At 38.9% G+C, this 23,856-nt stretch carries 17 protein-coding genes; 12 read left to right on the top strand and 5 right to left on the bottom strand.

Going from position 1 to position 23,856, the window contains the following annotated elements:
- The first annotated feature begins 184 nt into the window (after window positions 1-184).
- Entirely contained in the window at window positions 185-2,983 is a 2,799-nt protein-coding gene (locus tag CUU66_RS16230; RefSeq protein WP_101644034.1) for a hybrid sensor histidine kinase/response regulator, read from the top strand.
- 31 nt (window positions 2,984-3,014) lie between these two features.
- Window positions 3,015-3,842, top strand: coding sequence for a CheR family methyltransferase (locus CUU66_RS16225; protein ID WP_101644032.1), 828 nt, complete (start codon window positions 3,015-3,017; stop codon window positions 3,840-3,842).
- Between the two features lie 748 nt (window positions 3,843-4,590).
- Here the strand turns inward: CUU66_RS16225 and CUU66_RS16220 are convergent.
- Entirely contained in the window at window positions 4,591-5,730 is a 1,140-nt protein-coding gene (locus CUU66_RS16220; protein ID WP_101644030.1) for a PP2C family protein-serine/threonine phosphatase, read from the bottom strand.
- 222 nt (window positions 5,731-5,952) lie between these two features.
- Between CUU66_RS16220 and CUU66_RS16215 the strand changes: the two genes are divergently transcribed.
- The 5 genes from CUU66_RS16215 (at window position 5,953) to CUU66_RS16195 (ending at window position 11,779) form a co-directional block, all read left to right on the top strand.
- Window positions 5,953-6,999 carry an EAL domain-containing protein gene (locus CUU66_RS16215; protein ID WP_101644027.1) on the top strand — a complete coding sequence of 349 codons (1,047 nt, stop codon included), beginning with the start codon at window positions 5,953-5,955 and terminating at the stop codon, window positions 6,997-6,999.
- Window positions 7,000-7,491: 492 nt separating this feature from the next.
- Window positions 7,492-8,178, top strand: a complete 687-nt coding sequence (locus CUU66_RS16210) for a glycosyltransferase (protein ID WP_142383737.1) — start codon at window positions 7,492-7,494, stop codon at window positions 8,176-8,178.
- A 305-nt stretch (window positions 8,179-8,483) separates the two neighbouring features.
- Window positions 8,484-9,002, top strand: a complete 519-nt coding sequence (locus tag CUU66_RS16205; RefSeq protein ID WP_101644024.1) for a hypothetical protein — start codon at window positions 8,484-8,486, stop codon at window positions 9,000-9,002.
- Between the two features lie 182 nt (window positions 9,003-9,184).
- Window positions 9,185-10,549 (top strand): sugar phosphate nucleotidyltransferase, encoded by a 1,365-nt coding sequence (locus CUU66_RS16200; protein WP_101644021.1) that lies wholly within the window; start codon window positions 9,185-9,187, stop codon window positions 10,547-10,549.
- Between the two features lie 69 nt (window positions 10,550-10,618).
- A complete protein-coding gene (locus tag CUU66_RS16195) occupies window positions 10,619-11,779 on the top strand; it encodes a glycosyltransferase (protein ID WP_101644019.1) in 1,161 nt (386 codons plus the stop codon).
- On the opposite strand, the gene CUU66_RS16190 is transcribed toward CUU66_RS16195, so the two are convergent.
- The gene (locus tag CUU66_RS16190; protein ID WP_101644017.1) at window positions 11,768-12,937 is read right to left on the bottom strand and encodes a glycosyltransferase family 4 protein; all 1,170 of its coding nucleotides are present in this window, start codon (window positions 12,935-12,937) and stop codon (window positions 11,768-11,770) included. The two genes, CUU66_RS16195 and CUU66_RS16190, sit on opposite strands and share 12 nt — an antisense overlap.
- A gap of 19 nt (window positions 12,938-12,956) precedes the next feature.
- A complete protein-coding gene (locus CUU66_RS16185; RefSeq protein ID WP_101644015.1) occupies window positions 12,957-14,066 on the bottom strand; it encodes a glycosyltransferase family 4 protein in 1,110 nt (369 codons plus the stop codon).
- A 296-nt stretch (window positions 14,067-14,362) separates the two neighbouring features.
- On the opposite strand from CUU66_RS16185, the gene CUU66_RS16180 reads away from it, so the two are divergent.
- From CUU66_RS16180 to CUU66_RS16165, 4 genes are all read left to right on the top strand, one after another.
- Window positions 14,363-17,581 (top strand): DEAD/DEAH box helicase, encoded by a 3,219-nt coding sequence (locus CUU66_RS16180; RefSeq protein WP_101644013.1) that lies wholly within the window; start codon window positions 14,363-14,365, stop codon window positions 17,579-17,581.
- Between the two features lie 480 nt (window positions 17,582-18,061).
- Entirely contained in the window at window positions 18,062-18,640 is a 579-nt protein-coding gene (locus CUU66_RS16175) for a hypothetical protein (protein WP_101644011.1), read from the top strand.
- 73 nt (window positions 18,641-18,713) lie between these two features.
- Entirely contained in the window at window positions 18,714-19,724 is a 1,011-nt protein-coding gene (locus CUU66_RS16170) for a DUF3231 family protein (protein WP_101644009.1), read from the top strand.
- A gap of 9 nt (window positions 19,725-19,733) precedes the next feature.
- Window positions 19,734-20,192, top strand: coding sequence for a hypothetical protein (locus CUU66_RS16165; protein WP_101644007.1), 459 nt, complete (start codon window positions 19,734-19,736; stop codon window positions 20,190-20,192).
- Window positions 20,193-20,271: 79 nt separating this feature from the next.
- Here CUU66_RS16165 and guaC read toward each other — a convergent pair whose 3' ends face one another.
- Both guaC and CUU66_RS16155 read right to left on the bottom strand, forming a co-directional pair.
- Window positions 20,272-21,255 carry a GMP reductase gene (guaC, locus tag CUU66_RS16160; RefSeq protein WP_101644005.1) on the bottom strand — a complete coding sequence of 328 codons (984 nt, stop codon included), beginning with the start codon at window positions 21,253-21,255 and terminating at the stop codon, window positions 20,272-20,274.
- A gap of 876 nt (window positions 21,256-22,131) precedes the next feature.
- Window positions 22,132-22,899 carry a sulfite exporter TauE/SafE family protein gene (locus tag CUU66_RS16155; protein WP_101644003.1) on the bottom strand — a complete coding sequence of 256 codons (768 nt, stop codon included), beginning with the start codon at window positions 22,897-22,899 and terminating at the stop codon, window positions 22,132-22,134.
- A 452-nt stretch (window positions 22,900-23,351) separates the two neighbouring features.
- On the opposite strand from CUU66_RS16155, the gene CUU66_RS16150 reads away from it, so the two are divergent.
- The gene (locus tag CUU66_RS16150) at window positions 23,352-23,834 is read left to right on the top strand and encodes an AraC family transcriptional regulator (RefSeq protein ID WP_101644001.1); all 483 of its coding nucleotides are present in this window, start codon (window positions 23,352-23,354) and stop codon (window positions 23,832-23,834) included.
- Window positions 23,835-23,856 lie beyond the last annotated feature (22 nt).

The following is a 23,856-nucleotide window of genomic DNA, read 5'->3' as shown; positions in this document are numbered from 1 at the left end:
CTGTCGAAAACGTCTCGGCAGCCCTTTTTATCAGCATATTTTGCGGCCGGCCTGATCATTTGTAAAAAACTAGTTAGACATACGGGGGGCAAGGTTGTACCAGTGGATGTGAGTTCCAAAGTTTGATATATTAAGGTGTAAAAGAAAATTCATAAAACTAAATATTGGGAAGGTAGGAAAATGTGTGGGCTTTAAAAAAAAGCAATTCATAGGCTTAGGCTTAACCGTCTTTTTTATGTTCCTTTTATTATCAGTAATTCTTTTGATGATGCAGTCCATTAAGGCGAACATGCTCGAGATTGTTCAGGACCGATATCATAAAGTGAATGAGGCAACAGAAATCAGACAAATGCTTTATAAAAATGACAGGGAATTAGTCAGTTTGTTCAGCGCAAGCGATAAAGAACTAGAGCATGCTGCAAAAAATTTCCAAGCACAATCAAATAGCGAAGAGATTCATACTAAGCTTTTGGAACTTGAAACGATTTTAAACCGGAATAAATCAAAAGTTCTGGTAAAACAAGTACGGGATGCCTATGATCAATATTCCGAGATGGAATCCAATATTGCAGGACAGCTTCAGAATAAAGCTTCCAAAAGCGAACTCCAGGCTATTTACAATCAGGAACAGGCTTCCAGGGATAATCTATTTCTTAAAATAGATGAATTTAAAGTCTATCAAGAATCGTTAATGAAGGAAACTCTTGCAGATTCTACAAAAAAGTATGATCAGCTGATATGGACGGTAACTGCAGTAATAGTGCTGGCATTAATTCTTATTGTAGCAGTCATGCTCTGGGTAATCCGGAGTACCGTAAGCAATATTAATTCAATCACTAAGGTGATGAATAATGTCGATTATACCAATTTGTCTGAGATTCCTAGAATTCAGGTGAAGACTAAAGATGAAATTGGCGATATAGCTGTTGCCTTTAATTCAATGGCCGCTTCGATTGAAGAGTACAATGCGAAGGAGCAGAAATACACATCTGAAATCCAGGAGCAGAATTGGATTCAAACTAATGCTGTAGAAATTGTCAATATATATAGCCGCCATGTTTCAGTCAATGCACTTGCGGAACAGTTCATCAGAAAACTCGCTCCAGTCATGGGTGCTAGTCTGGCTGCTTTTTACCTGAAAGATGATAGAAATGGGCAGCCAGTATTTAAAAAAGCCGCTTCTTATGCTGAAAGTGAAGACCATGCTGGAAGACAGTCTTTTCTTTCCGGTGAAGGAATCATTGGCCAATGTGTTAAGGAAAAGCGACCGATTCTCCTTAACGACATTCCTGCTGATTACCGGGTTGTGTCAACGGGACTTGGTGAAGTGAAGCCGAACAGCATTTTAATTGCACCTGTCATGTTTAAAGATGAAGTGGTGGGTGTAGTAGAATTTGCAAGTGTTGGAGAATTTGCTTCAAAAGAACAGAAGCTATTAGAAAATGTGCTGGAAACACTGGGAATAGGCATCACGAATATTCTGGGCCGGATGGAAGTAGAGCGATTATTGATCGAGTCACAGGCTCAGACAGAAGAGCTTCAGGCACAATCTGAAGAATTACAATCACAGTCTGAAGAACTGCAAGCTCAATCTGAGGAATTGCAAAGCCAGACCGAAGAACTGCGGATGACAAACGAACAGCTCGAAGAAAGGTCAAGGGACGCTGAGCTTAAATCCGAAGAGCTGCAGGCAGCCAAAGAACAGCTCGAGGACAAAGCAAAGGAACTTCAGCTTAGCTCTAAGTATAAATCGGAGTTCCTTGCGAATATGTCCCATGAACTTCGTACTCCGTTAAACAGTATACTCCTGCTTTCAGAAATGCTTTCTGATGATCCGGATTATGAACTCTCAGAAGAGCAGAAGGAATTTGCGAATGTCATTCATTCTTCCGGACAGGATCTGTTGAATTTAATTAATGATATTCTGGATCTTTCTAAGATTGAGGCAGGAAAGCTGGAAGTCAGCTATGAAGAAGTGTACATGAATGAATTCATCGACAGGATGGAACGGAACTTCTTACAGACTGCTAAGAAAAAGAACATTGATTTTGAGATTCATTTCAATTCTGATGTTCCCCCGATCATCTACACGGACGAACAGAGATTACAGCAGATATTAAAAAATCTTCTTTCAAATGCATTTAAGTTTACCGAAAAAGGATCTGTAAGTATCAACGTAGAAAAGGCTCAGCCAGAGGAAGTACAATTCAATAGACTCGCACCTCAGGTAGATACCTGGGTGAGAATTTCTGTAAGTGATACGGGAATTGGAATTGCAAGAGATAAACAATTCATGATATTTGAAGCATTCCAGCAGGTGGATGGCGCCATCATGAGAAGATATGGCGGAACAGGTCTCGGCTTATCCATCACCAAGGAATTTACTCAGCTTCTAGGCGGTACATGCCTGGTTGAAAGCCAGGAAGGGAAAGGAAGTACCTTTACTATTATCATTCCAAACCTGCCGGGAGGAATGCCGGCTGTCACAGAAATAGAAGCAGCGGAAGTTCAAGCTGCTGCAGCACTTGAAACAGCTGCCGCGGCACAAACAGAAATTGAACCCTCAGTGATTGCACAGACGGAAATTGTAGAGCCTGAAATCAGTTTACCTACAGTGTTGAGCGGGAAAACTGTAGTTGTGGCTGATGACGATCATCGAAATATTTTTGCATTAAAAAATGCTCTTCTAAAAGAAGGAATGAATGTTGTTACTGCAGAAAATGGAGCCGAATGTATTGATAAAATGATGATCCTTGATTCTGTGGATATTGTATTGATGGATATTATGATGCCGGTCATGGATGGGTATGAAGCCATGAAGAGGATCAGGGCCATGGACCGCAATGTTCCAATCATAGCACTTACAGCCAAGGCTATGAAGGGAGACAGGGAAAAGTGCATTGAGGCAGGGGCAACGGATTATATCAGCAAGCCGCTGAAATTAGACCAGCTATTATCTGCCATGCAGGTCTGGCTGTCCTAGCTTTGAAAATGGAGGGAACGAGTTAAGCAGAATGGTAGTTCATAATAAAGACGATATGGAGTTGGATCTGCTCCTGTTAGCTATCTATCGGCTGACAGGCTTCGATTTTAGGCAGTATATGCGTTCCTCTATCATGAGGAGGGTTCAAAATAGATTGTATCTGGAGAAGCTGAACAATATCACCAGCCTTACTGAAAAAGTCATACATGATGACACCATTATTCCTAAAATACTAAGTGACTTTTCAATCAACGTTACAGAGATGTTCAGGGACCCTGAATTTTTCAAAGCATTTCGAGAAGAAGTGGTTCCTTATTTGAGGGAACTCCCCGAAATAAGGATTTGGCATGCAGGATGTTCCACAGGTGAAGAAGCCTTTTCTATGGCTATCCTCCTTCAAGAAGAAGGTTTAGGTGGTCGAGCCAAAATATATGCAACTGACATGAATGAAATGGTGATCAGAAAAGCCGAGAGGGGTATGATTCCGCTTCAAAAAATGCAGCTGTATACTAAGAATTACATGTCGGCAGGCGGAAAAAAGTCCTTCTCGGAATACTACAAAGCCGATAGTGAGGGAGCTTATTTAGATCCTTCACTATTGAAAAGCATTGTCTTTGCTCAGCATAATCTGGTTACGGATGGATCATTTAATGAATTTCATATCATTATCTGCCGGAATGTCCTTATCTACTTTGATGTTAATTTGCAGCAGCAGGTTTTTAAACTATTTAATGACAGTTTAAGTCCTGGCGGGTTCCTGGGACTTGGGAGCAAGGAATCCATACGGTTCAATGAATCTGTTCTTTTTGAATCCTTCAATGCTCAGCAGAAATTATTCCGTAAAAAAACCAGTTATTAATTTTGCGACGAATATACAGAATAAAAAGCTCAGAGTTAATTGCTCTGAGCTTTTTCGTTTTATATGTACTTTTCACTAAGCGAAATAAAGGTATATAAACTCAGCCTGCCCGAGTTCATCCTCTTATACTTTTGGATCAGCAAATACATAGACACTGAGCCCGGACAGCTGGATCTACCGGCTGCCATCCACTAGTGATTTCAGGGAGCGGATTAACAGTGTCACTTCCAATACCCTAGTGAACCTTACAAGAGGTGATGAACGATTTTACGATATATGAATGATTATCGAGTTATATGAACGATTTTCGTAAAATATGCACGATTTTTCAATTTTTTGCACGATCCTCCGCTTTTCTTGGTGGCCAGCTCCCAGCTGACATCCTCGAGACATAAGCCATCCCGTCTATGGGAAGAAGACCTCTTCCCACAGCCAGCTGGTCTTATGCTTGTCGGATGTCTGCCTACTTTAAATTCTCAGAGTTTATATAAGATAGGAGTTACATTCAGAGAATAATCAGATTTGTGGTGTAGGCACCGCTTTCCGCTTTTCTTGGTGTCTAGCTTCGGACTGACACCTTCGGTCATAAGCCAATCGCTGTTAAAAGGCAAAGGCGGCCTTTTACCACCGCTTTTCTTATGCCGTTCAGATGTCTGCTTTTCAAGTAATCAGGTCTCTCCATAGTAGCTGGAACATCATGCAGCGTGTATGAATATATAGTTGTGAAAAGCACCGTCCTCCGCTTTTCTTATTGACACTGAATCAAAACCACACACATATCATCACTTGCAGAGGCCTGCTGTTCCGCTGTTAAAATCAAATCGAGCGGTTCAGCCGTTCTAGCTTCTGGCATGTAAGAGGCTGCAGCTTTTTTTAAATAGTCAATGCCAGCCTGTTCGTATTTATCGACAGCTTCGTAAACTCCATCTGTAAAAACAAGAACCTGGGCTGAATCGGTATAGGATATCGTTTTTTTCTCTGCCTTAATTTCTTCAAAGAAACCGATGGCACAAGTGCTGCTCGCCATATCCTGGAGCTTGCCATCGACCAAAGCATATCCGCTTGGGTGCCCTGCGTTAATATACTCAATCGTATGTTCACAGATATCGATGACCAAATAAATGCCTGTAAAGTAATACGGGATTTTTTGATTATGTATATTAAGAGAATTCATCCATCGATTTAGTTCCGTTATGACATATTCGGGGTCGGGGTTAGACCGGATCGAATCTCTTAAGACGGAGGAGATGAACATACAAACAAGAGAAGCAGATATTCCGTGGCCCATCATGTCGAGGAGAATGGCAGCATAACGGTTCTCATCGATCTTATACCAATAGTACATATCACCTGCAAGTTTAAAGGCGGGTGAATAGGAGGCCTTCATTACCAGGTTATCTTTATAAATGGGCTGGCTGAGCAGGCTTGTCTGTACATTCATGGACAGTTCCAGCTCGTTGCTTATCTTTTCTTCTTGCTTTTTATGCCAGTCCTTTTCGTATTTCAAGCGGAGAGCCACACGAATCCTGGCAAGCAGTTCCGTTTTCTTGATCGGCTTCATGACGTAATCCATTCCACCTGCATCCAGGGCTTCTACTACTTTAGTGGTATCCTCTAACGCAGTGACAAAAATGACGGGTATATCCTTTAAATGGGGAATGCTCTGAAGCTTTCTGCAGGCCTCGATTCCATCCATTTCCGGCATCATGATATCCATTAGAATCACATCAACCTGTTCTTCAATAATAAAGGGATTATCGGAAAGCAAATATGTAAACATGTCCCGTGCGGATGTAAAAGACAATGAGTCTGTATATCCAGCTCGCCCTAATAATTTTTCTATTACAAATAAGTTAGCTTCATTATCATCAACAATAAGAATTCCCATGACAGTTCCTCTCTTAATCCAAAGGCTTATAGTTATCTTAACATCTTTTTATACCCTGATAAAATGAAATGAAACTTCACATAACAAAAAATTCTATCCTGCAATAGTAGTTTTCTATAGTGGCTAATTCTATTGTTTAGTAAAAATGGTAAATATGGAGTATTATAGAAATAAAGACCTATATCATTTTATAGAGCACCTATATATAAGGAGATGGATGATTTGGGATGTGACGTGTGCCTGCCTGTTGAGAGAGGATATACTGTTTATTTTGCAGGCAGCAATACAGCTGAAAACTTATTCGGCTACTTTCAAGATTATAGTATGAATTCTTGGAAATATTTAAATGAAAGAATGCTCTGGCTAAAAGAAAAGGTATTTTATGATCTAATAGATTATTTAGAGGCCCATATGGATGTGGATCATATATTTGCCGTATTATCGAAGCTATCCGATCCACTGGTAGATCTTCACCAAATAAGAAAACTAGATTCTTTCAAAGCAGAGCGTGAAGCCAGCTGGATTGATACCTTGATTGAAAACAGTTCACTTCGGACACATTATCAGCCAATCGTGAGTATGGAAAATGGAAGGATCGATATAGTAGGGCATGAACTTCTCTCAAGAGGTGTGGATGAACAAGGCGGTATTATCCCCCCTTTTAAAATGTTCGAAGCAGCGAGGATAAGAAACCGTTTGTTTTCTCTCGATAGGGTCTGCAGGATGCAATCAGTAAGAAACGGGGCAGAAGTAAAAGATAAATTGATGTTTATTAATTTTATTCCTACTGCTATTTATGTTCCAGAGCACTGTCTATCTACCACTTTTGATTTAATCAGGAAGCTGGACATTAAACCTGAACAGGTTGTCTTTGAAGTGGTAGAAACAGACGAAGTTAAAGATCTCGAACACTTGAAAACAATATTAAACTATTATAAATCCCATGGTTTTAAATATGCCTTGGATGATGTAGGCACTGGATTTAATAATCTGAAAAAGCTGGCTCAGATGGAACCAGACATCGTAAAACTTGCTATTGAATATACGAATGGTGTAAAGGACGATCCAGCCAAACAAGCCGTTGCAAAAAGAGTATTATCGGCGGCCCATGAAATGAACGCTTTGGCTCTTGCTGAAGGAATTGAAAGAGAGGAGGATTTACAGTTCCTCCATGAAATGGGATATGATTTATATCAAGGTTACTATTTTTCGAAGCCGCAGGAGAAACCAGTTAGCAAAATTGAGCATAAATTTAATATAAACGTTTAGTATTTTGAGTGGACTTCAAATTATGTTTTTAAAAAAGAACGATCATGAACAGCAGGTAAGAGAACTCCAATCAAAAATCGCAGATTTAATGACAGTATGTGTTCCCACTGTAAGCCATAAAAATGTTGAGTATATTTTCCTAACACCGATGTAAATAAGTAGTAAAAATATCATGGTTTTACCTGAGATTATATATACTTTAAAAATGAAAAAACACTCATAGTAATACTTAGTTTTGAACAGTGATTTGCTCTCCACCCTATAGCACAGTTAGTATTAAATCTATTTTATAATATAGTCTTACCGCTGTTCATGATCATTTTCTTCCTTTCAAAAAATATTCAAGGGGTACCGCCTATAAACGAAAAAGCGCTGAAATTATGAATGTTTCAGTGCTTTTTTTCTGTAAAAAGGGATTCTTTACTCAGGCACTTGTTATATTATTCTCATACACTATTGTAGTGTTCCTTCTTATAAAGGGGTGAGTAGTAATTGGTATCTATTATCTGTTGTACAATGCGAAATGAATATATGGAAAACGTTTTTCATAACTATGATCGTCAACTATGGAAAAAGAAAGAAATGATTATTATATTGAATGCGAGCAATATGGATAAGGGAGAATGGAAAAAGCGGGCTAAACTGTCTGAGAATGTTTCTATTTATCAACTATCTGAAGCTACTACGCTTGGAGAGTGTTTGAATTTTGGAATTGAAAGAGCGAGGTATGATTATATAGCAAAATTTGACGATGATGATTATTACGGGCCAAACTACCTGGTTCAATCCATTCCGACTTTTAAGAAAACTAATGCTGACATTATAGGAAAAAGAACGGTCTTCATGTATTTCGAGGATGAAAAAATCCTCGCTGTCAACAATCCCGGCCGGGAAAACAAGCTTGTTACTCAGGGTATAAAAGGAGCAACACTTATATTTAAAAAATTTGTATTTGATAAGATAAAATTTCAAAAATTAAATCTAGGTGAAGATACAGTATTTTTGCGGCAATGTGTCAAAAACAGCTTCCGAATTTATTCTGGGGATAAATTTAACTATGTTTGTGTGCGAAAAGCAAAAAAGAACCATCATACCTGGAGTGCTGATAATGAGGTTTTGTTAAAAAAATCGTCATTTATTAATAGAACAGATGACTTCCGGCCTTACATTACCAAATAGCACGAGTGGACTTGGGCAGCTTTGTGTATCAGTGAAAAATCTCTGGGAATGTCAGTTAACTTTTGGCATTCCTTTTTCTATTATTTTCACTTATTATATCTTTCCCACAAACCTCCATAATCCCAAAATTCCTAGAAAATAATAAAATAGGTTGAAAGTCTGCTTGTTTCGCCCTTTCCTTTTATGAGTTGTCTGCATTTACTAGTTAGAGAGAGAAAGAGAGTATGGCCTGAAGTTGATGGCTTTCACTTTACTTAATCTTTGGAAAGTAAAAAAGATTATCAAAAGGAAAAAGGAGTGTCAAGATGGATACGAAGAAAAAAGTAACAATTACGACCGGTCCTTTTCTTGTACCACAAGAGATTGGTTCAGAGCTTCAAGGAGGCAGGGAAAATGATAGGGTAGTGATTATCTTGAAAAACCCTACTAATAAGAGACTTCAAGCAAGGGTAAAAATAGGTGTTGCTCTTCAGCCTAGTGCTTCATCAAGAGGCAGTGTGACTGTCTTTAGAAATCTGCGTGAGAGGGAAATTGATTTAGGAACTTTTGAAGTTGAGCCGAATTCAGTCACCAGAATTGAAAGGAATATACCTGGTGCTTTTGGTTCCGGAAACAGTGAAAGAAATGCTGTCTTACGTGTTACAGCCAAAGGAGATTTTAAAGTGAGCCGCCGTTCTTCTCAGCTTTTAAGCGGTCTTCTTGAAATCTCTGTTGTTGGCGGCAGTATATTTAATCCTTCCGAACCTGGACTTGAGCAGGGTGACCCAGTTACGTTTTTCCGGTTCAAGGATTTCGTTCTTGTAGATAAAAGACACAGCCACTGATTCACGGATGACTAATAAATACAAGCTCAATCAATCCTTAAGTGCAGGCAGCCCTTTTATGGGGCTGCTTGTATCATGATAAATAAACGTGCAGGGATACACCTAAGGATATGGATTGGTTAGATCCAATTATATGTATGTTTCTTTATTGTAATTTTTAATTCTGAGTGAGGGGGAAAATGATGAGAGTCCTTTTGTTGTCAGGCGGTTCGGGAAAAAGACTTTGGCCGCTATCCAACCAAGTACGATCAAAGCAATTCCTAAAGCTGCTAAAAGACGAGGATGGACAGAGTGAGTCTATGGTACAAAGAGTTTGCAGACAATTAGAATCTGCCGGTCTTCTTTCTTCGACACACATCGTTACATGTCAAAACCAAATAGAAATCATTAACAATCAAATTGGAGATCAAATCGCAATCCTGCAGGAACCGGAACAAAAAGGTACCTTTCCTTCCATTTCCTTAGCGGCGGCATTTCTTTACTCGGAGCTTCATATAGAGCCTCATGAAATCATATGTGTAGTTCCTGTGGATTCTTTCGTAGAACCGGCTTTTTTTCAGCTGCTTAAATCCGTCCCCGATATCCTCGTAAAATCAAAAGCCGATCTAGCCCTTTTGGGTGCTGCAGCTATTAAACCTTCAAACCAGTATGGATACATTGTCCCCAAAATAAAAGATAACAAAAATTATTATCCTATCCTTCAGTTCGTTGAAAAACCCAGTCAAGAAACAGCTGGATATTTGATACAGAAAAATGCTTTATGGAATTGCGGGGTTTTTGCTTTCTCGTTGAATTTTATGCTTACTAACTTATCGAATAAAAACCTTCCTACAGATTACAGACACTTACTTGCTCAGTACGATCAGCTTCCAGCAACTAGCTTTGATTACGAGGTAGCAGAAAAGACACCTAATTCAGTGGTTATTCCATACGCTGGATTATGGAAAGATTTAGGGAGTTGGGAAACGCTGTCTGGACACCTAGAGAGCCAGGTTATCGGGAATGCTCAATTATCTACAGATTCGAGAAACACTCATATCATTAATGAATTATCCATACCTATACATGTAATTGGGATACACAACAGTATAATTGCAGCTGGACCTGACGGAATTCTTATTGCAGATAAAGACAGGGCCTCAAACATAAAGGAAAACATCAAAAAAGAAAGACCAATGTATGAGGAAAAACGCTGGGGCAGCTATAGAATATTACATTTCTCAGAATCCGGTGAAGGAATGAAAAACTTAACCAAGTCCCTGAAGCTTTTGGCGGGCAGCAATACTAGTTATCATTTCCATTTGGGAAGGGAGGAAATCCTGACGATTATATCAGGTTCAGGAGAAATGATTTTAAACGATAAGCGTTTTGCTGTAAAAGCTGGAGATGTAGTCAAGATTCCTTCAGGTGTAAGACATGGAATCAAAGCCTTATCACCACTGGAGGTGATCGAAGTACAACTGGGTTCAGTCATAAATGATGTAGATAAAATTCGTATTACTACTTCCTGGGACGAAGCAATTAAATGGGGCCATAGGTATGAATGAAATAAGCTATATTGTATACGCGATAACTTTTTTGTGTGTACTCCAAAATAAATAAAAGAGGGGATACTCTTGATCGATTACCAAGTTATTTGGAAAGGTCCGGTTACGGATGCAACCGGGTATGGAGTTGCAAGCAGGGAATATGCATTGGCTTTAGACCGTTTAGGAGTTGATGTGAAGATCGATTCTTATAGCTGGGGATTTCCTTTTATATTTAAAGATAAAAGCAAAAAGGAAAGGATCTCTAAGCTGATGAACAAAAAAGAATCCAGGAATAAACCCAAAATATTGATTTATCACTCTCCTCCTGGAAATATCCAGGCAGTTGAAGGGAAGAAGTACGAGGTAACTTTCCTTAATACCGTCTGGGAAACGACTAAAATACCTGCAGAATGGCTTCCCATTTTACATTCTTTTGATGCGGTTACAGTTCCCTGCACCCTAAATATACAAGCCTTCATACAAAGCGGTGTCAAAGTCCCTGTTTTCTTGACGCCGCACGGGGCAGATACGGAACTATTTACGCCAGCAAACAAGAAAATGTCTATACATGAAGCGAAAGGAAAGTTTATCTTTGTTTCAGTCTTTGACTTTCAGCATAGAAAGAATCCTGAAACTTTATTAAAAGCTTACTGGGAAGAATTTGACGCGGACGAACAGGTACTTTTGGTGATCAAAACATACGGGAATTCCCGCAAAAATATACTAAATGCCATTTATAACTATAAGAAGATGCTTGGGGTAGGCGATATTAGTGCACCCTTTAAAATTATAACAGGAGTACTTGATGAGAAACAATTTAAGGGTCTCTATACTCTCGGAAATGCTTTCGTACTTCCCACTAGGGGAGAGGGTGTAGGGCTGCCTTTTATTGAGGCCTTATCCAGCGGAGTCCCTGTTATCTCCACAGCCTGGGGAGGCCAAATGGATTTTTTACATGAAAAGAATTCTTTTTTGACTAATTATAAGCTGTGTCATCCCTCAGTAAGCATGAATAGTGAACATGCCATATCCACTATTTATAGCGACTTATTTGAAAGTGAAGGGCAGCTTTGGGCGGAAGCCGATATTGCCGATTTAAAAAAACAAATGAGGGCTGCATTTGAGAGCCCGGCAATTTGCAGGGCAAAAGGAGAACGCGGCCGAAAGGATATGTTAAAGCTAACATGGGATAAAGCCGGGTGCTCCTTAAAACAAGCTGTTGAGAAAATGCTTCAGTCAAAGATGTAGCTTTGATATTTCTTCTCGAATGCTTTTAGCTATTTTCCTCCAGGAAAAGTTACTATTAATATACTCTTGGCCTTTGTAAGAGATATAATTTAGTAATTCTGCATTGCGTACAGCATGTTTGATCTTATCTGCAAAATCGGCTTTGTCAGCCAGTATATAATGCTTGTGATCCTTTAAGCCTAATCCTCTGACCCCAAAGTTGGTAGATACTAGAGGTATTCCTGCCGACAAAAATTCCAATGTTTTAAGGTTCGTGCCAGCGCCGGTAAACATTGGATTGACTGCTAGGTCTGCCTCTTTAAAAAGCCTCAGCTTTTGATTGTGGGGCACTCTTCCCAATAAAGTCACGTTATGTGCCAAACTCTTAGAAAAAGAAGTGCAGCTCTCACCTGCAATAATAAATTCGATCTCAGGACATTTGGCTGCAAGGTGATGAATGATAAATTCTGCTGCTTCGATATTTGGAGGATATGCTGATCCAATGAATAAAGCTTTTGGCCGGGAATTCTTTTTCTTTTTAATACGCAGTCTGGATTCAGGATGAATTCCATTCGGTGCGAGCTTTATCTTGTTTGGATTTGGTTTATACATGTCGATAAACTGTTCTCGTTCAGCTGCAGAGGTAGCGAATACTAAATGGGCTGATGTGACTAATTTCTTTTCCATCTTATATAAAGCAGGGAGATACTTTCTGGCCGTCTCATTTCGCCAGATCTGATTGGCCAATTTGTATTCATGGTTATGGCTGTTATAAATCCTTGGCTTTTTATCTAAACCTAAATATAAATCATATTCTAGTAAATAAGGTGATTCGTGGATGATCAAATCACTTGTTTTATAAAACTGTTCAAAATATTTTTTATAAACCACCGGTTGATTGGAAAGCTCTATATATTTGATTAACTCTAATTCATAGATGACCTCGTTATTCTTAACATCTAGTGTCAATTCGTGAAAAAGAGGATCTTTTTCCACTTTATATTCTCTAAAAGTCGGGCTGAACGTAATAAGACCGCCTTTAGTTCCTTGGGTTTGCGACAAAAGAGTAATATCAAAGAATCTGCTAAGCTCTTTATAAAGATAAAAATATCTAAGAGTGCCGCCGCTTACAGGCGGCCAAATAACAGTAAAATGATTTAGTACAAGTATTTTGTTCATCTTATCTCTCCAGAAAGGATTAATGTAAAACACTTTGAAATACTTTTATCGTATCACTTGCGCTCCTTTCCAAGGAAAAGGATTTTGCACGTTTTTTACCTCTTTTGATCAATTCATTCATAGTCTTTTTCTTACAAACCTTAAGGATTTGTAAGGCAATATCTTTTGGATCTTCAGGATTGAAAAATAATGCCGCGTCAGCTGCTATTTCTGGAATGCTTCCTCTATTTGAACAAACCATAGGTGTTTTAGTTTTCATTGCTTCTACTAAAGGAATTCCAAACCCTTCATAGAGAGAAGGGAAAATTAAAAAACTCGAATTTTCAAAAATGTAGGGCATATCTTTTGGTGGGACATAACCCAGGATATGGATTTGCTTTTCCAACCTATGCTCCTTGAGGAAATGTTTAACGGATAAATAAATGGTATTACTTTCTTGGGTATAACCTGTTAGAACAAGAGGTATATGTTTTTTATATTTATTCCGCAAAAGAAGAATCGCTTTAAGAAGAGTTAGATGATTTTTATGGGGATTATAGCTTGCAGGGTATAAAGCGTAATGATTAGGTAATTGATATTTCTTTTTAATTAATTGGGTTTGATTCTTATTTAAAGATTGATTAAATTCTATGGGCACATCTTGATAAATAGCGTACACTTTTTCTTCAGGAATTTTCACCTGCTTTATAATCTCATTTTTTGAGAATTCAGAGACTGTTATTACCGCATCAAGTTGTGAAGAATAATGATCATAATATTGATTATTCCATTCTTTTTCCCCGGGTACAAAGTGCGGGTATGCTGTGTGGAGAACATCGTGGATCGTTGCAACAGAAGGGACTGGTATATTGGAAATGTACGATTTATGCAGCGGACAAAACCAAACATCAATCCGAAACTCATGAATCGCTTCAATAACTTTTGATTCATTACCTTTGTCCTTAAACAAGATTTGCTTTATATTTATTACATCGTCAGGGAATAAATCTCTGTATGGCCGGTTCATAAACAGAAATAACGTCACATTCTCTCCAACTTGGGCTAAATGCCAAATTAAATTTTTAACATAATGCTCTACACCCCCATACCGATCTCCTGCTAGATTTAATAAATTTATGCCGATTCTCATAAAGCAGCCTCCTTTTGTTGACAGGCAATCCTAAAGTTAAGCTATTCCTTAGGTACAGTGACGGGAACGGCTGAGTAGGTAAAAAGTTTGCATTTTATTTCTGTGTTGTATATTCAATTAAAGGTCTTTAGATTTGTTAATCCAGCTTTTTTCTTGAGTACATAGATATCGAGTTGCTTCTTAACTAAAATTTATTCTTGTTTATTATCATGTTATCATAGGTACATTTGTTCTAAACATCATTAAATCAAAAACTAAACGAATTTACATAAGTTCCCCTGGAAGGAGCAAAGCAATTGAACATAAAGCTTGATCGAAAAAAAATCATAGAACTGTGCGGTACTGTCTCCTTCAAAAGAGGGGAGGCTTTTTATCGTGCTGATAAAGTAGTATTTACCAAGTTTACCTCCCGCAGCTGTGCTGCAACGGTTTCAGGAGCTGAAGATTTTCATGTGGAGATTGAAATAGATGCGGGTGGAAATATCCAGCCGTCATGCAGCTGTCCTTCTCTCGCTTCCTTTACGCAGGAATGTCAGCATGTAGCGGCTGTTCTTCTTGCAGCTGTGGAACAGAACAGGAAAGTAAGTACACCTGCCCATGCAGGTGAAGATAAGGACATTTATACTCGATCACCGCTTTCAAAAGATTTTTTTAATCTATTTAATGGACAAGCAAAGCGATCAAGCGGCCAGCAGATCCATTTTGAGTCGAGGCAGGAAAAGGATGCTGAATTCATATGTGAGACTGTTGTAATAGGAGAAGGATATCAGCTTTTCGGCATAAGCATGAAAATCGCACAGATAGAAATAAAAAATATACGATCCTTTTTAGAATCTATTAATGAAGGAAAACCTTGCATACTATCGAGCTCATTCACATTTGATCCACAGCTTCATTGTTTTCTGCAGGAAAATCAGGAAGTCGTTCAGGAGCTTATACGGATTGTGCAGGATGAAAATTTTTTCATAGAAAGGCTTTCGATCCAATACGGCTTTAAAAATAGCGACAATACCATACTGATCACTCCATCTTCATGGGAGAAGGTACTGGCATTGCTTGGCAAAGCCCCTTCTGTCCGATTTATTCACGAAGGTATTGCATACAGCCGGGTTCAACTATCCCGCCAGCCTCTGCCTATAAGATTTGAAATTGCAGAGGCTGATAAAAAAGGATTGCACTTAACGATAAAAGGTTTAACTCGTCTGGATCTGCTGTATTCATATCGGGCAGTAATATCAGAGGGGAAAATCGTTCAACTGGACAGTGAAGACTTCAATCGTATTTCCGAACTTCAGCAAATTCTGCAAAGTTCCGGTACAAATACGATCCCCATTCATCAGGAACAGCTAGAGATGTTTCTGAAAAAAGTCGTTCCAGGTTTAAAAAAGATAGGTACAGTTTCGATTTCAGGTGATATTTCAGGTGTATTTGGAAAGACACCCTTAAATGGAAAGCTATATCTAGACCGAGTGAAGAACCGGCTTCTTGCGAGTCTGGAATTTCATTACGAACATATTATGATCAACCCTGCTGAAGACAGTCAATCCCCATCTGGGACTATTCTGATCAGGGATATGGAAAAGGAGGAGGCCATCCTTCATTTGATGGAGGAGTGCTCCTTCACTCAAACAGACAGCGGCTATTTTCTCCACAATGAAGCATTGGAATATGAGTTTTTATATCATGTACTTCCGAAACTTCAAAAGCTCGTCCAGATTTATGCCACTACAGCCGTGCGAAACAGAATCTTCAGAGAGAATGCTCGTCCTAAGATCAAAGTAGGATTTAAAAAGGAAAGAACCAATTGGCTGGAATTCAAATTTGAAATGGATGGTATTCATGAAAAACATATTCGTGATATTCTTTCCGCTCTGGAAGAAAAACGTAAATATTACCGTTTAAGGGACGGAGCACTTCTATCACTGGAGACGAGGGAGTTCGAAGAAGTACATCAATTTTTACATGCGCTTCCGGCTGGGAGTGGGCGAGCGGAATCAACCCTTCGTATACCACTCGTTCAGGGAATGCAAGTACTTGATGCTATAGATGTGAGTGCTTCATTTACAGTTGAACCCTCTTTCCAAACATTTTTAGACTCAATCCGTGATCCAGGGAGTCTGGAATTTGAGATTCCCGAGAATCTGGAACCTATTCTGCGTGACTATCAGAAAAAGGGCTACTACTGGATGAAAACTATTGCGCATTATGGATTCGGCGGCATTCTTGCAGATGATATGGGTCTCGGGAAAACGCTGCAGAGTATTACATTCATCTTGTCCGTGCTTTCGGAAATCCGTGAAAGTAAGCTCCCAGCTTTAATTATCTGCCCTTCATCATTAACCTATAATTGGCTGAGTGAGTTTATGAAATTTGCCCCGGATGTTCAGGCTGTCGTAATGGATGGAAATAAAACGGAGAGAAACGAGCTTCAGAAGAATTTGAAAGATATCGATGTTGTCATAACGTCTTATCCTCTGATACGCAGGGATAGCAGATGGTTTGAAAAACAGACTTTCCATACAGTGTTTTTTGATGAAGCACAATCATTCAAAAACCCTGCCACACAAACGGCGAAATTGGTGAAACAAGTCATAGCAGACCATCGATTTGCTCTCACGGGAACTCCAGTAGAAAACTCACTGGAAGAGCTGTGGTCCATATTCCACGTCGTGTTCCCTCAGCTATTTAAAGGAATAAAGGATTACAGTAATTTATCCAGAAAAACAATAGCACGCAGGATTAAGCCTTTCTTGCTTCGAAGGATGAAGGAAGATGTTTTATCAGAGCTTCCTGAAAAGATTGAATCAATTGCATCTGCTGAGCTCCTCCCAGAACAAAAGAAGCTGTATGCTGCATATCTATCCAAGCTCCGGCATGATACTCTCAAGCATCTAGACAAAGATACATTAAGAAAAAACCGTATTAAAATACTGGCAGGTTTAACCCGGTTACGACAGATTTGCTGCCATCCAGCCTTGTTTGTGGACGGCTATCAGGGAAGTTCTGCAAAATTTGAACAGCTGATGCAGATCCTGAAAGATTCAAGACAGTCGGGAAGACGAATCTTAATTTTTTCACAGTTCACGAAAATGCTGCAGCTAATCGGCAGGGAAGCAGCACGCAGGGGACATACTTATTTCTATCTGGATGGGCAGACTTCATCAGAAATGCGGGTTGACTTATGTGACCGATTTAACGCGGGGGAACAAGATCTATTTCTCATATCGTTAAAAGCAGGAGGGACAGGACTTAACCTCACGGGCGCTGATACCGTTGTGTTATATGATATTTGGTGGAACCCTGCGGTAGACCAGCAGGCAGCAGACCGTGCTTACCGCATCGGACAGACGAATGCAGTCGAAGTCATTAAACTTGTGGCAAGAGGTACTATCGAAGAAAAAATCGACGAACTGCAAGAGAAAAAGAAACATCTTGTACAGGAAATAATCGGTTCAAAGGACAAAAGAGCTTCCACTCTTACAGAAGAGGATATACGGGAAATTCTATTGATTTAGTCATTATAAGGGCAAATTTTCCGCACTGAATGGCGAAGAGCAGACTTATGGCTGCTCTTTTTTATTGGCTCTTTTCTAAAAGATTGTTGTTTTTTTAATAAGTTCTGTGAACTAACCCTATTGTTAAACACGTTGATTGGAACGTAAGGTGCGAGACTCCTGCGGGAGCAACGGGACAGGTGAGACCCCACAGGCGAAGCCGAGGAGGCTCAGCGCCCGTCCCGCGGAAAGCGAGCATCCTGTAGTGGAAATCAACCCCTTGTTCAACAACAACAAAGTTTGCGAAAACAGCCTTTTTATTTTGATAAGACATGCAGGCTCAGAGCATCCAATGAATGCAGTAAAATTACATTATTCCACTTACATGGGGGTGTTATGATATCTCCCTCAAAATGGTTTCAACTGATATTCATTTAATAGCAGGTATAAAAACCAAAGCAGGAAAGAACCTAGGATTAGGATACTTGGAGGAGGATTTAAGTGAATTTTAAAAAATATTGGAATCAAATCGGAGACCAAAATGAAAAGTTAACTTCATTATATTCTTCTTACTGGGATAAGTTTTCAGATTATGGTGAATGGCAATTCTGGTTAGTTTTAGCCTTATTTGTGGTGCCCCTTGTATTACTATGTTTTTTTGTTGACCGTAAAAGGATCTTTGAGGTATTTTTCTTCGGTTTCACTGTACATATTCTTTGGAATTATATTGATTCTGCACTCAGCAGGGGCGGCTACTTTACACATAATTACTTCATGGTACCTTATTTACCCAATGCTACAAACATGACAGCATCGGTACTTCCAGTCAGTTACTTGTTATTGTATCAATTTTGTACCAATCGCAACCAGAATTTTTTTTTATGGACCTTGTTGTTAAGTGCTTTTTTTGCTTTCGTATATGGCATTTTTGAAGAGAAGGCAGGATTTACGAAATTAAACAAAGGATTTAGTCAATTTCATCTTTTTCTGATAGACGTGCTGTTAGCATATATAGCCTGCTGGGCTACAAACTTCTTGGTAAAAGTCAATCGCAGGGCTGGTTCTCCCCATACAAACTAATCTTGGGTGCCGTATTGGTATAAATGTGTAACAATGGATAAACTATTCCGGAAACAGAGCAGGAGGCAAAAAAATGGATCAAGTGAATCACCAAACAAAGCTTACAGCATCCGAACTCGCTAACCTTTGGTCTCAATTCACAAACGACAGTTTATCACGCTGTATTTTTCTTTGTTTTTTAAATCATGTAAAAGATGAAGAAATTAAGGATGTCATTCAATATGCCTTGGAACTGGCCGAAACTCACCTAAAAAAAGATAAACAGTTTTTTCTGGATGATAACTATCCAATTCCGAAAGGATTCACCGATGCAGACGTCACAGTTGAAGCACCTCCGCTATTTACGGATATATTTATGATACTCTATGTTCAAATCATGGCCGTACATGGTATGACTAGATATGCTGGTGCTTTGGGTAATACTATGCGTGAGGATCAGAGAAAGTATCTGATTGAATGTAATAGTGAAACCATGGTATTGTATGACAGAGCTACCCATGTTTTATTAACTAAAGGGATAATAAATAAACCACCTGTATTAAATAACCATCAGCAGGTAGAATTTGTAACAAAACAGAGCTTTTTATCGGGGTGGTTTGGGAAACGGAGACCGATTAATGCAGTAGAAATCAGCGGTGTGTTTCTTAATTTGCAGAAAACCACGACTAAAATTGTATTGGAACTAGGGTTTAGCCAGACTGCGCAATCTTATGAGGTCCGAGACTATTTTGAGAGGGCCAGGCAGGTTTGTCAAAGGCACTTTGAAATCCTTTCCTCCATGCTGAAAGAGGACAATTTACATCTCCCAAGGACATTTGGATCAGAAGTAACGGATGCGACAGAACCTTGTTTTTCGGATAAACTCATGCTAAATCATATTGTGACTTTGCTTTCTGCTGCTATCGGTTATTATGGGGAAGCCATGGCATTATGCCAAAGAAGAGATATATCGGCTGCATATGCCCGCATGATTACTGAAATAGGAATCTTATCTGAAGACGGTGCAAATCTCCTCATTGAAAAGGGATGGCTTGAGCAGCCCCCGACAGCAGCCGACCATGAAGAACTTTCAAAGCATAAGTGATCCCGGCCTATGAAAATAAAAGATAAAGTTTTAGAAAGTATTTTATGGAGCATAGCTTTACCCGGTTTTTCCCAACTGTTAAACGGACGGCTTTTCAAAGGGACGCTATTTATGATCCTCGAATTTCTAATTAATATTAATGCTCACTTTAATGAGATTATTCTCTTAAGTTTCCTAGGTAAGATAGAGGAAGCTAATGCTCGTGCTGATTATCAGTGGTTGATGTTCTATCCTTGTTTGTATTTCTTTGCTATGTGGGATGCATTTAAAGAGGCGGGCGGGGGAAAAAAGCCATATGCTTATCTTCCTTTTGTTTTGTCTGCCTATTTTGTGACAACCGGCATCATGTTTTCCGCGAGGGTCAAGATTTACGGAGTCCTGCTCGGGAGTATGTGGTTTCCCATGCTTTGCGTAGTACCAGGTTTGGCTGTAGGGTTTGCGCTCAAGTGGACATTAAATAAGTTATGACAAGCTACATCCAACACGTTTTTTTAGAAACATAAGAGGTGAGCAAGTACAATGTTCCTGCTCACCCGATAATTAGAAATTAATATACTTTGTCCCCATTAAAAATGGAATTCTTAACTACCACATAATCGACATTACGAATAGCGTCTAATTTGTTTCCTCCGGCATAAGAAATAGAGGATTGAAGATCCTGCTCCATTTCAATCAGCGTATCTTCTATTGAACCTTTATGTTCTACATACATTTTTTTGCCTTCTACGTTTTTCTTTTCACCTTTTTGGAATTCAGATGCTGAACCAAAGTACTCCTTATACAGCTTACCATCTTTCTCGATAGTTTCTCCGGGTGATTCCTCATGACCTGCAAATAAGGAACCGATCATAACCATAGAAGCACCGAATCTAACAGATTTAGCAATATCACCATGCGTACGGATACCGCCATCAGCGATAATCGGCTTGCTTGCAGCCTTGGCACACCAGCGAAGTGCAGCTAATTGCCAGCCGCCTGTACCGAATCCAGTTTTAATCTTAGTGATACATACTTTACCAGGTCCAATGCCCACTTTTGTCGCATCTGCACCAGCATGTTCTAATTCACGTACAGCTTCAGGAGTGCCGACATTTCCCGCTATAACGAAAGAAGCAGGCAAATGGTTTTTTATGTGCTTAATCATTTCAATAACAGCGTTGGAATGGCCGTGTGCAATGTCTATTGTAATGAATTCGGGAATAACCTGTTCTTCTGATAATTGTTGTATGAAACCATATTCTTCTTGTTTAACTCCAACACTTATCGATGCAATTAAACCTCGTGTCTGCATATCGATGATAAAGGATTTCCTTTTCTCTGGCTCAAATCGGTGCATTATATAGAAATAACCATTTTCTGCTAAGTAAACTGCAATTTTTTCATCAATAATCGTCTGCATATTAGCAGGTACCACAGGCAGCTTAAATGTATGTCCTCCTAAGCTGACAGTTGTATCACATTCAGAACGGCTATTCACAATACACTTAGCCGGAATTAGTTGAATATCTTCATAATCAAAAACGTTTTCCATAATAACACCCCTAAACACGAATATTAGTTATATATTTTTCAACAACGTTCGTACAATAGGTATGCTACACCATTTTTACATGCATGTCAAAGTTTTTTTGACCTTATTATGAAAGCGGTATCTAATTCATGATCTTTTAACAATAATGCTGCACTTTAACGCTGAAGGTGGATATTAGATAAAGGGTGCGCCTGATTACCCACTATGTCTATAATAATTAGAAACATAGATGAAAGCGTGAAAAAATGAATTTGTAGAGTGGGAATTCAGAAATTATGAGCGAGTTCTGCCATTTAAGAGCGCGAACCTATATTTAAGAGTGAATTCTCGCATTTAAGAGTGGAATCCAAAATTAAGGGCGAAATCTGTCATTTAAGAGCGCGAATCCAAATTTAAGAGCGAATTCTGTGATTTAAGAGTGGAATCCCAAATTTAAGAGCGAATTCTGCCATTTAAGAGTGGAAACCCAAATTTAAGAGCGAATTCTGCCATTTAAGAGTGGAAACCCAAATTTAAGAGCGAAATCTTAAATTTAAGAAAGAGATTTCATATTGAAGAACATAAAATTAAATTTTTTGTGAAAGGAAATTCTTTTAGCTGATAACACGTATTTAAATGAGTTTTGACATAACAAGAGGAAATTAATTATTAGACTGAGGTCTGTAATTTAAGTGCCCAACTCAAATATTTGAGTGAGTAATGAAATTGATAAGTGCAAATTTAAATACATAGACGGAAAACTCAAATATCAAGTTGAGAATGTTAATGTGAGTAAAAATAATTCATTTAGCACAAGCTGACACACTGCCAGTTTTAGAAGTCCAATTCTTCAGTTTGCAGCGTGAACCGATTCATGGGGTGCGCCGATGCAGCTTATTAAACGATTAGTTTGATACCGCTAAGAATAATGATCCCAGCAATGACTGTCCTCAGTGGTTTAGCTGGTACTTTAGCCGATAGTGTACTTCCGATTAGGACTCCTGGGATGGAACCTACTAAGAGATTGCCAACAAGAGAGTAGTCCACACTGCCTGCATTGGCATGGAGCAGACCGGCCGCTGTAACTAAGAGAAAAGCATGGGCAATATCTGTGCCAACTAATTCTGTTGAAGGTAACCGGTAAAAATATAACATGGCAAGAGCGAATAAAGATCCTGATCCTATAGAGGTGAGACCAACAATAAAACCAAAAATGATGCCAATTCCAATGGTTAAATTCCGTTTTTCATAGAAGGATTTTAACTGCCACCGATTCGGCTTTAACTTATTATCGAAAAAAGTCCGGATAACCATCGAAATTGCTACTAAAATAAGGACAAAACCCAGTGATTGTTTGATAATTTGTTCTTGGTTTTGAAATGCTGCTTCGAAGAGCTGAAGGACTCCAAATGCCGCTGCGGCACTGGGGATGCTTCCAATGGCAAGGTACTTTGTTAATGTAAAATTGATTGTTTTCTGCCGCCAATGCTGAAATACGCCAAATAGCTTAGTGATGGAGTTATATACTAAGTCAGTACCTACCGCAATTGAAGGATTAATACCTGCCCATATAAGAATAGGTGTTAACAGTGCAGCGCCTCCTACACCCGTTAAACCTACTAAAAAACCAACGAATAATCCCATAACCGCTATACCTATACTCATGTTGCACCTCACTTTTAACAAATTGACCCACGCACACATCAGGGGAATATTATCGTTCCAAATTTGCATAACCCATTATATGTATCACAATGATTTGCGGCTACCGTGTGACAGGAGTCGATTTTATTTAGGGAGAGGATCATTGTTTTTACCGATCAAAAAAATTTTTTCTTATGAATAGTGACTTATGCTAGTGCAAAACTTCAAAGGCAGTTAGGGGTTTTCAAGGAAAATGAACAGTGTTCTGAGAAGAAGAACATAGGATTATTTACCTTGAGGCTGCAACAAGGGGATACCTTAAAAGAAAGGAGGACGAAGCTATCGTCAACTTATATCATTGGGTTCCCCGGTTCTACGTTCGCTCTCAAACTGATGGTTGTTAAAGCAGGAAATTTAATAATAGATGTCGAATTATGTTCTGCTGAAATTATTTCGTTATGGGAGGTTTAAAAGTGAGTATCCTGATAAGAGATTTACCTGAAACAGAGGTAGCATTTATAAGACATACTGGGAGTTATTTTGAACCGCAAGAACACTGGGAAAAGCTGATTCATTGGTCAATAAGTAATGGTTTATATCCACCTGAGCATTCATTTATCGGAATTTCATTAGATAATCCTGACTTAGTAGCAAGTAAGGATTGCCGTCACGATGCTTGTGTTACAGTTCCTGATGGATTTGATAAACAGAAACATAATGATATGAAATTCAGGAAGCTGGATGGCGGACAATATGCTATGTATTCCTTTTATGATACACCTGAAAAGCTCAGTTCTGCTTATCAATTTATGTTCGGAGAATGGCTGCAAAATAGCGAATTCGAAGCAGATTACGAAAGATTGAACCTTGAATTTAATATGAATAACCCTTCCGAAGATCCAGAAGGGAAGTGTAAGGTTGATTTATATGTACCGATCAAAAAAAGAAGGTCGTGAAAACTTACTGATTTAATCTGAA

The organism is Peribacillus deserti, from assembly GCF_002863585.1.
Classification (GTDB): Bacteria; Bacillota; Bacilli; order Bacillales; family DSM-1321; genus Paraperibacillus; species Paraperibacillus deserti_A.
This window is presented reverse-complemented; position numbering and strand designations above follow the sequence as displayed.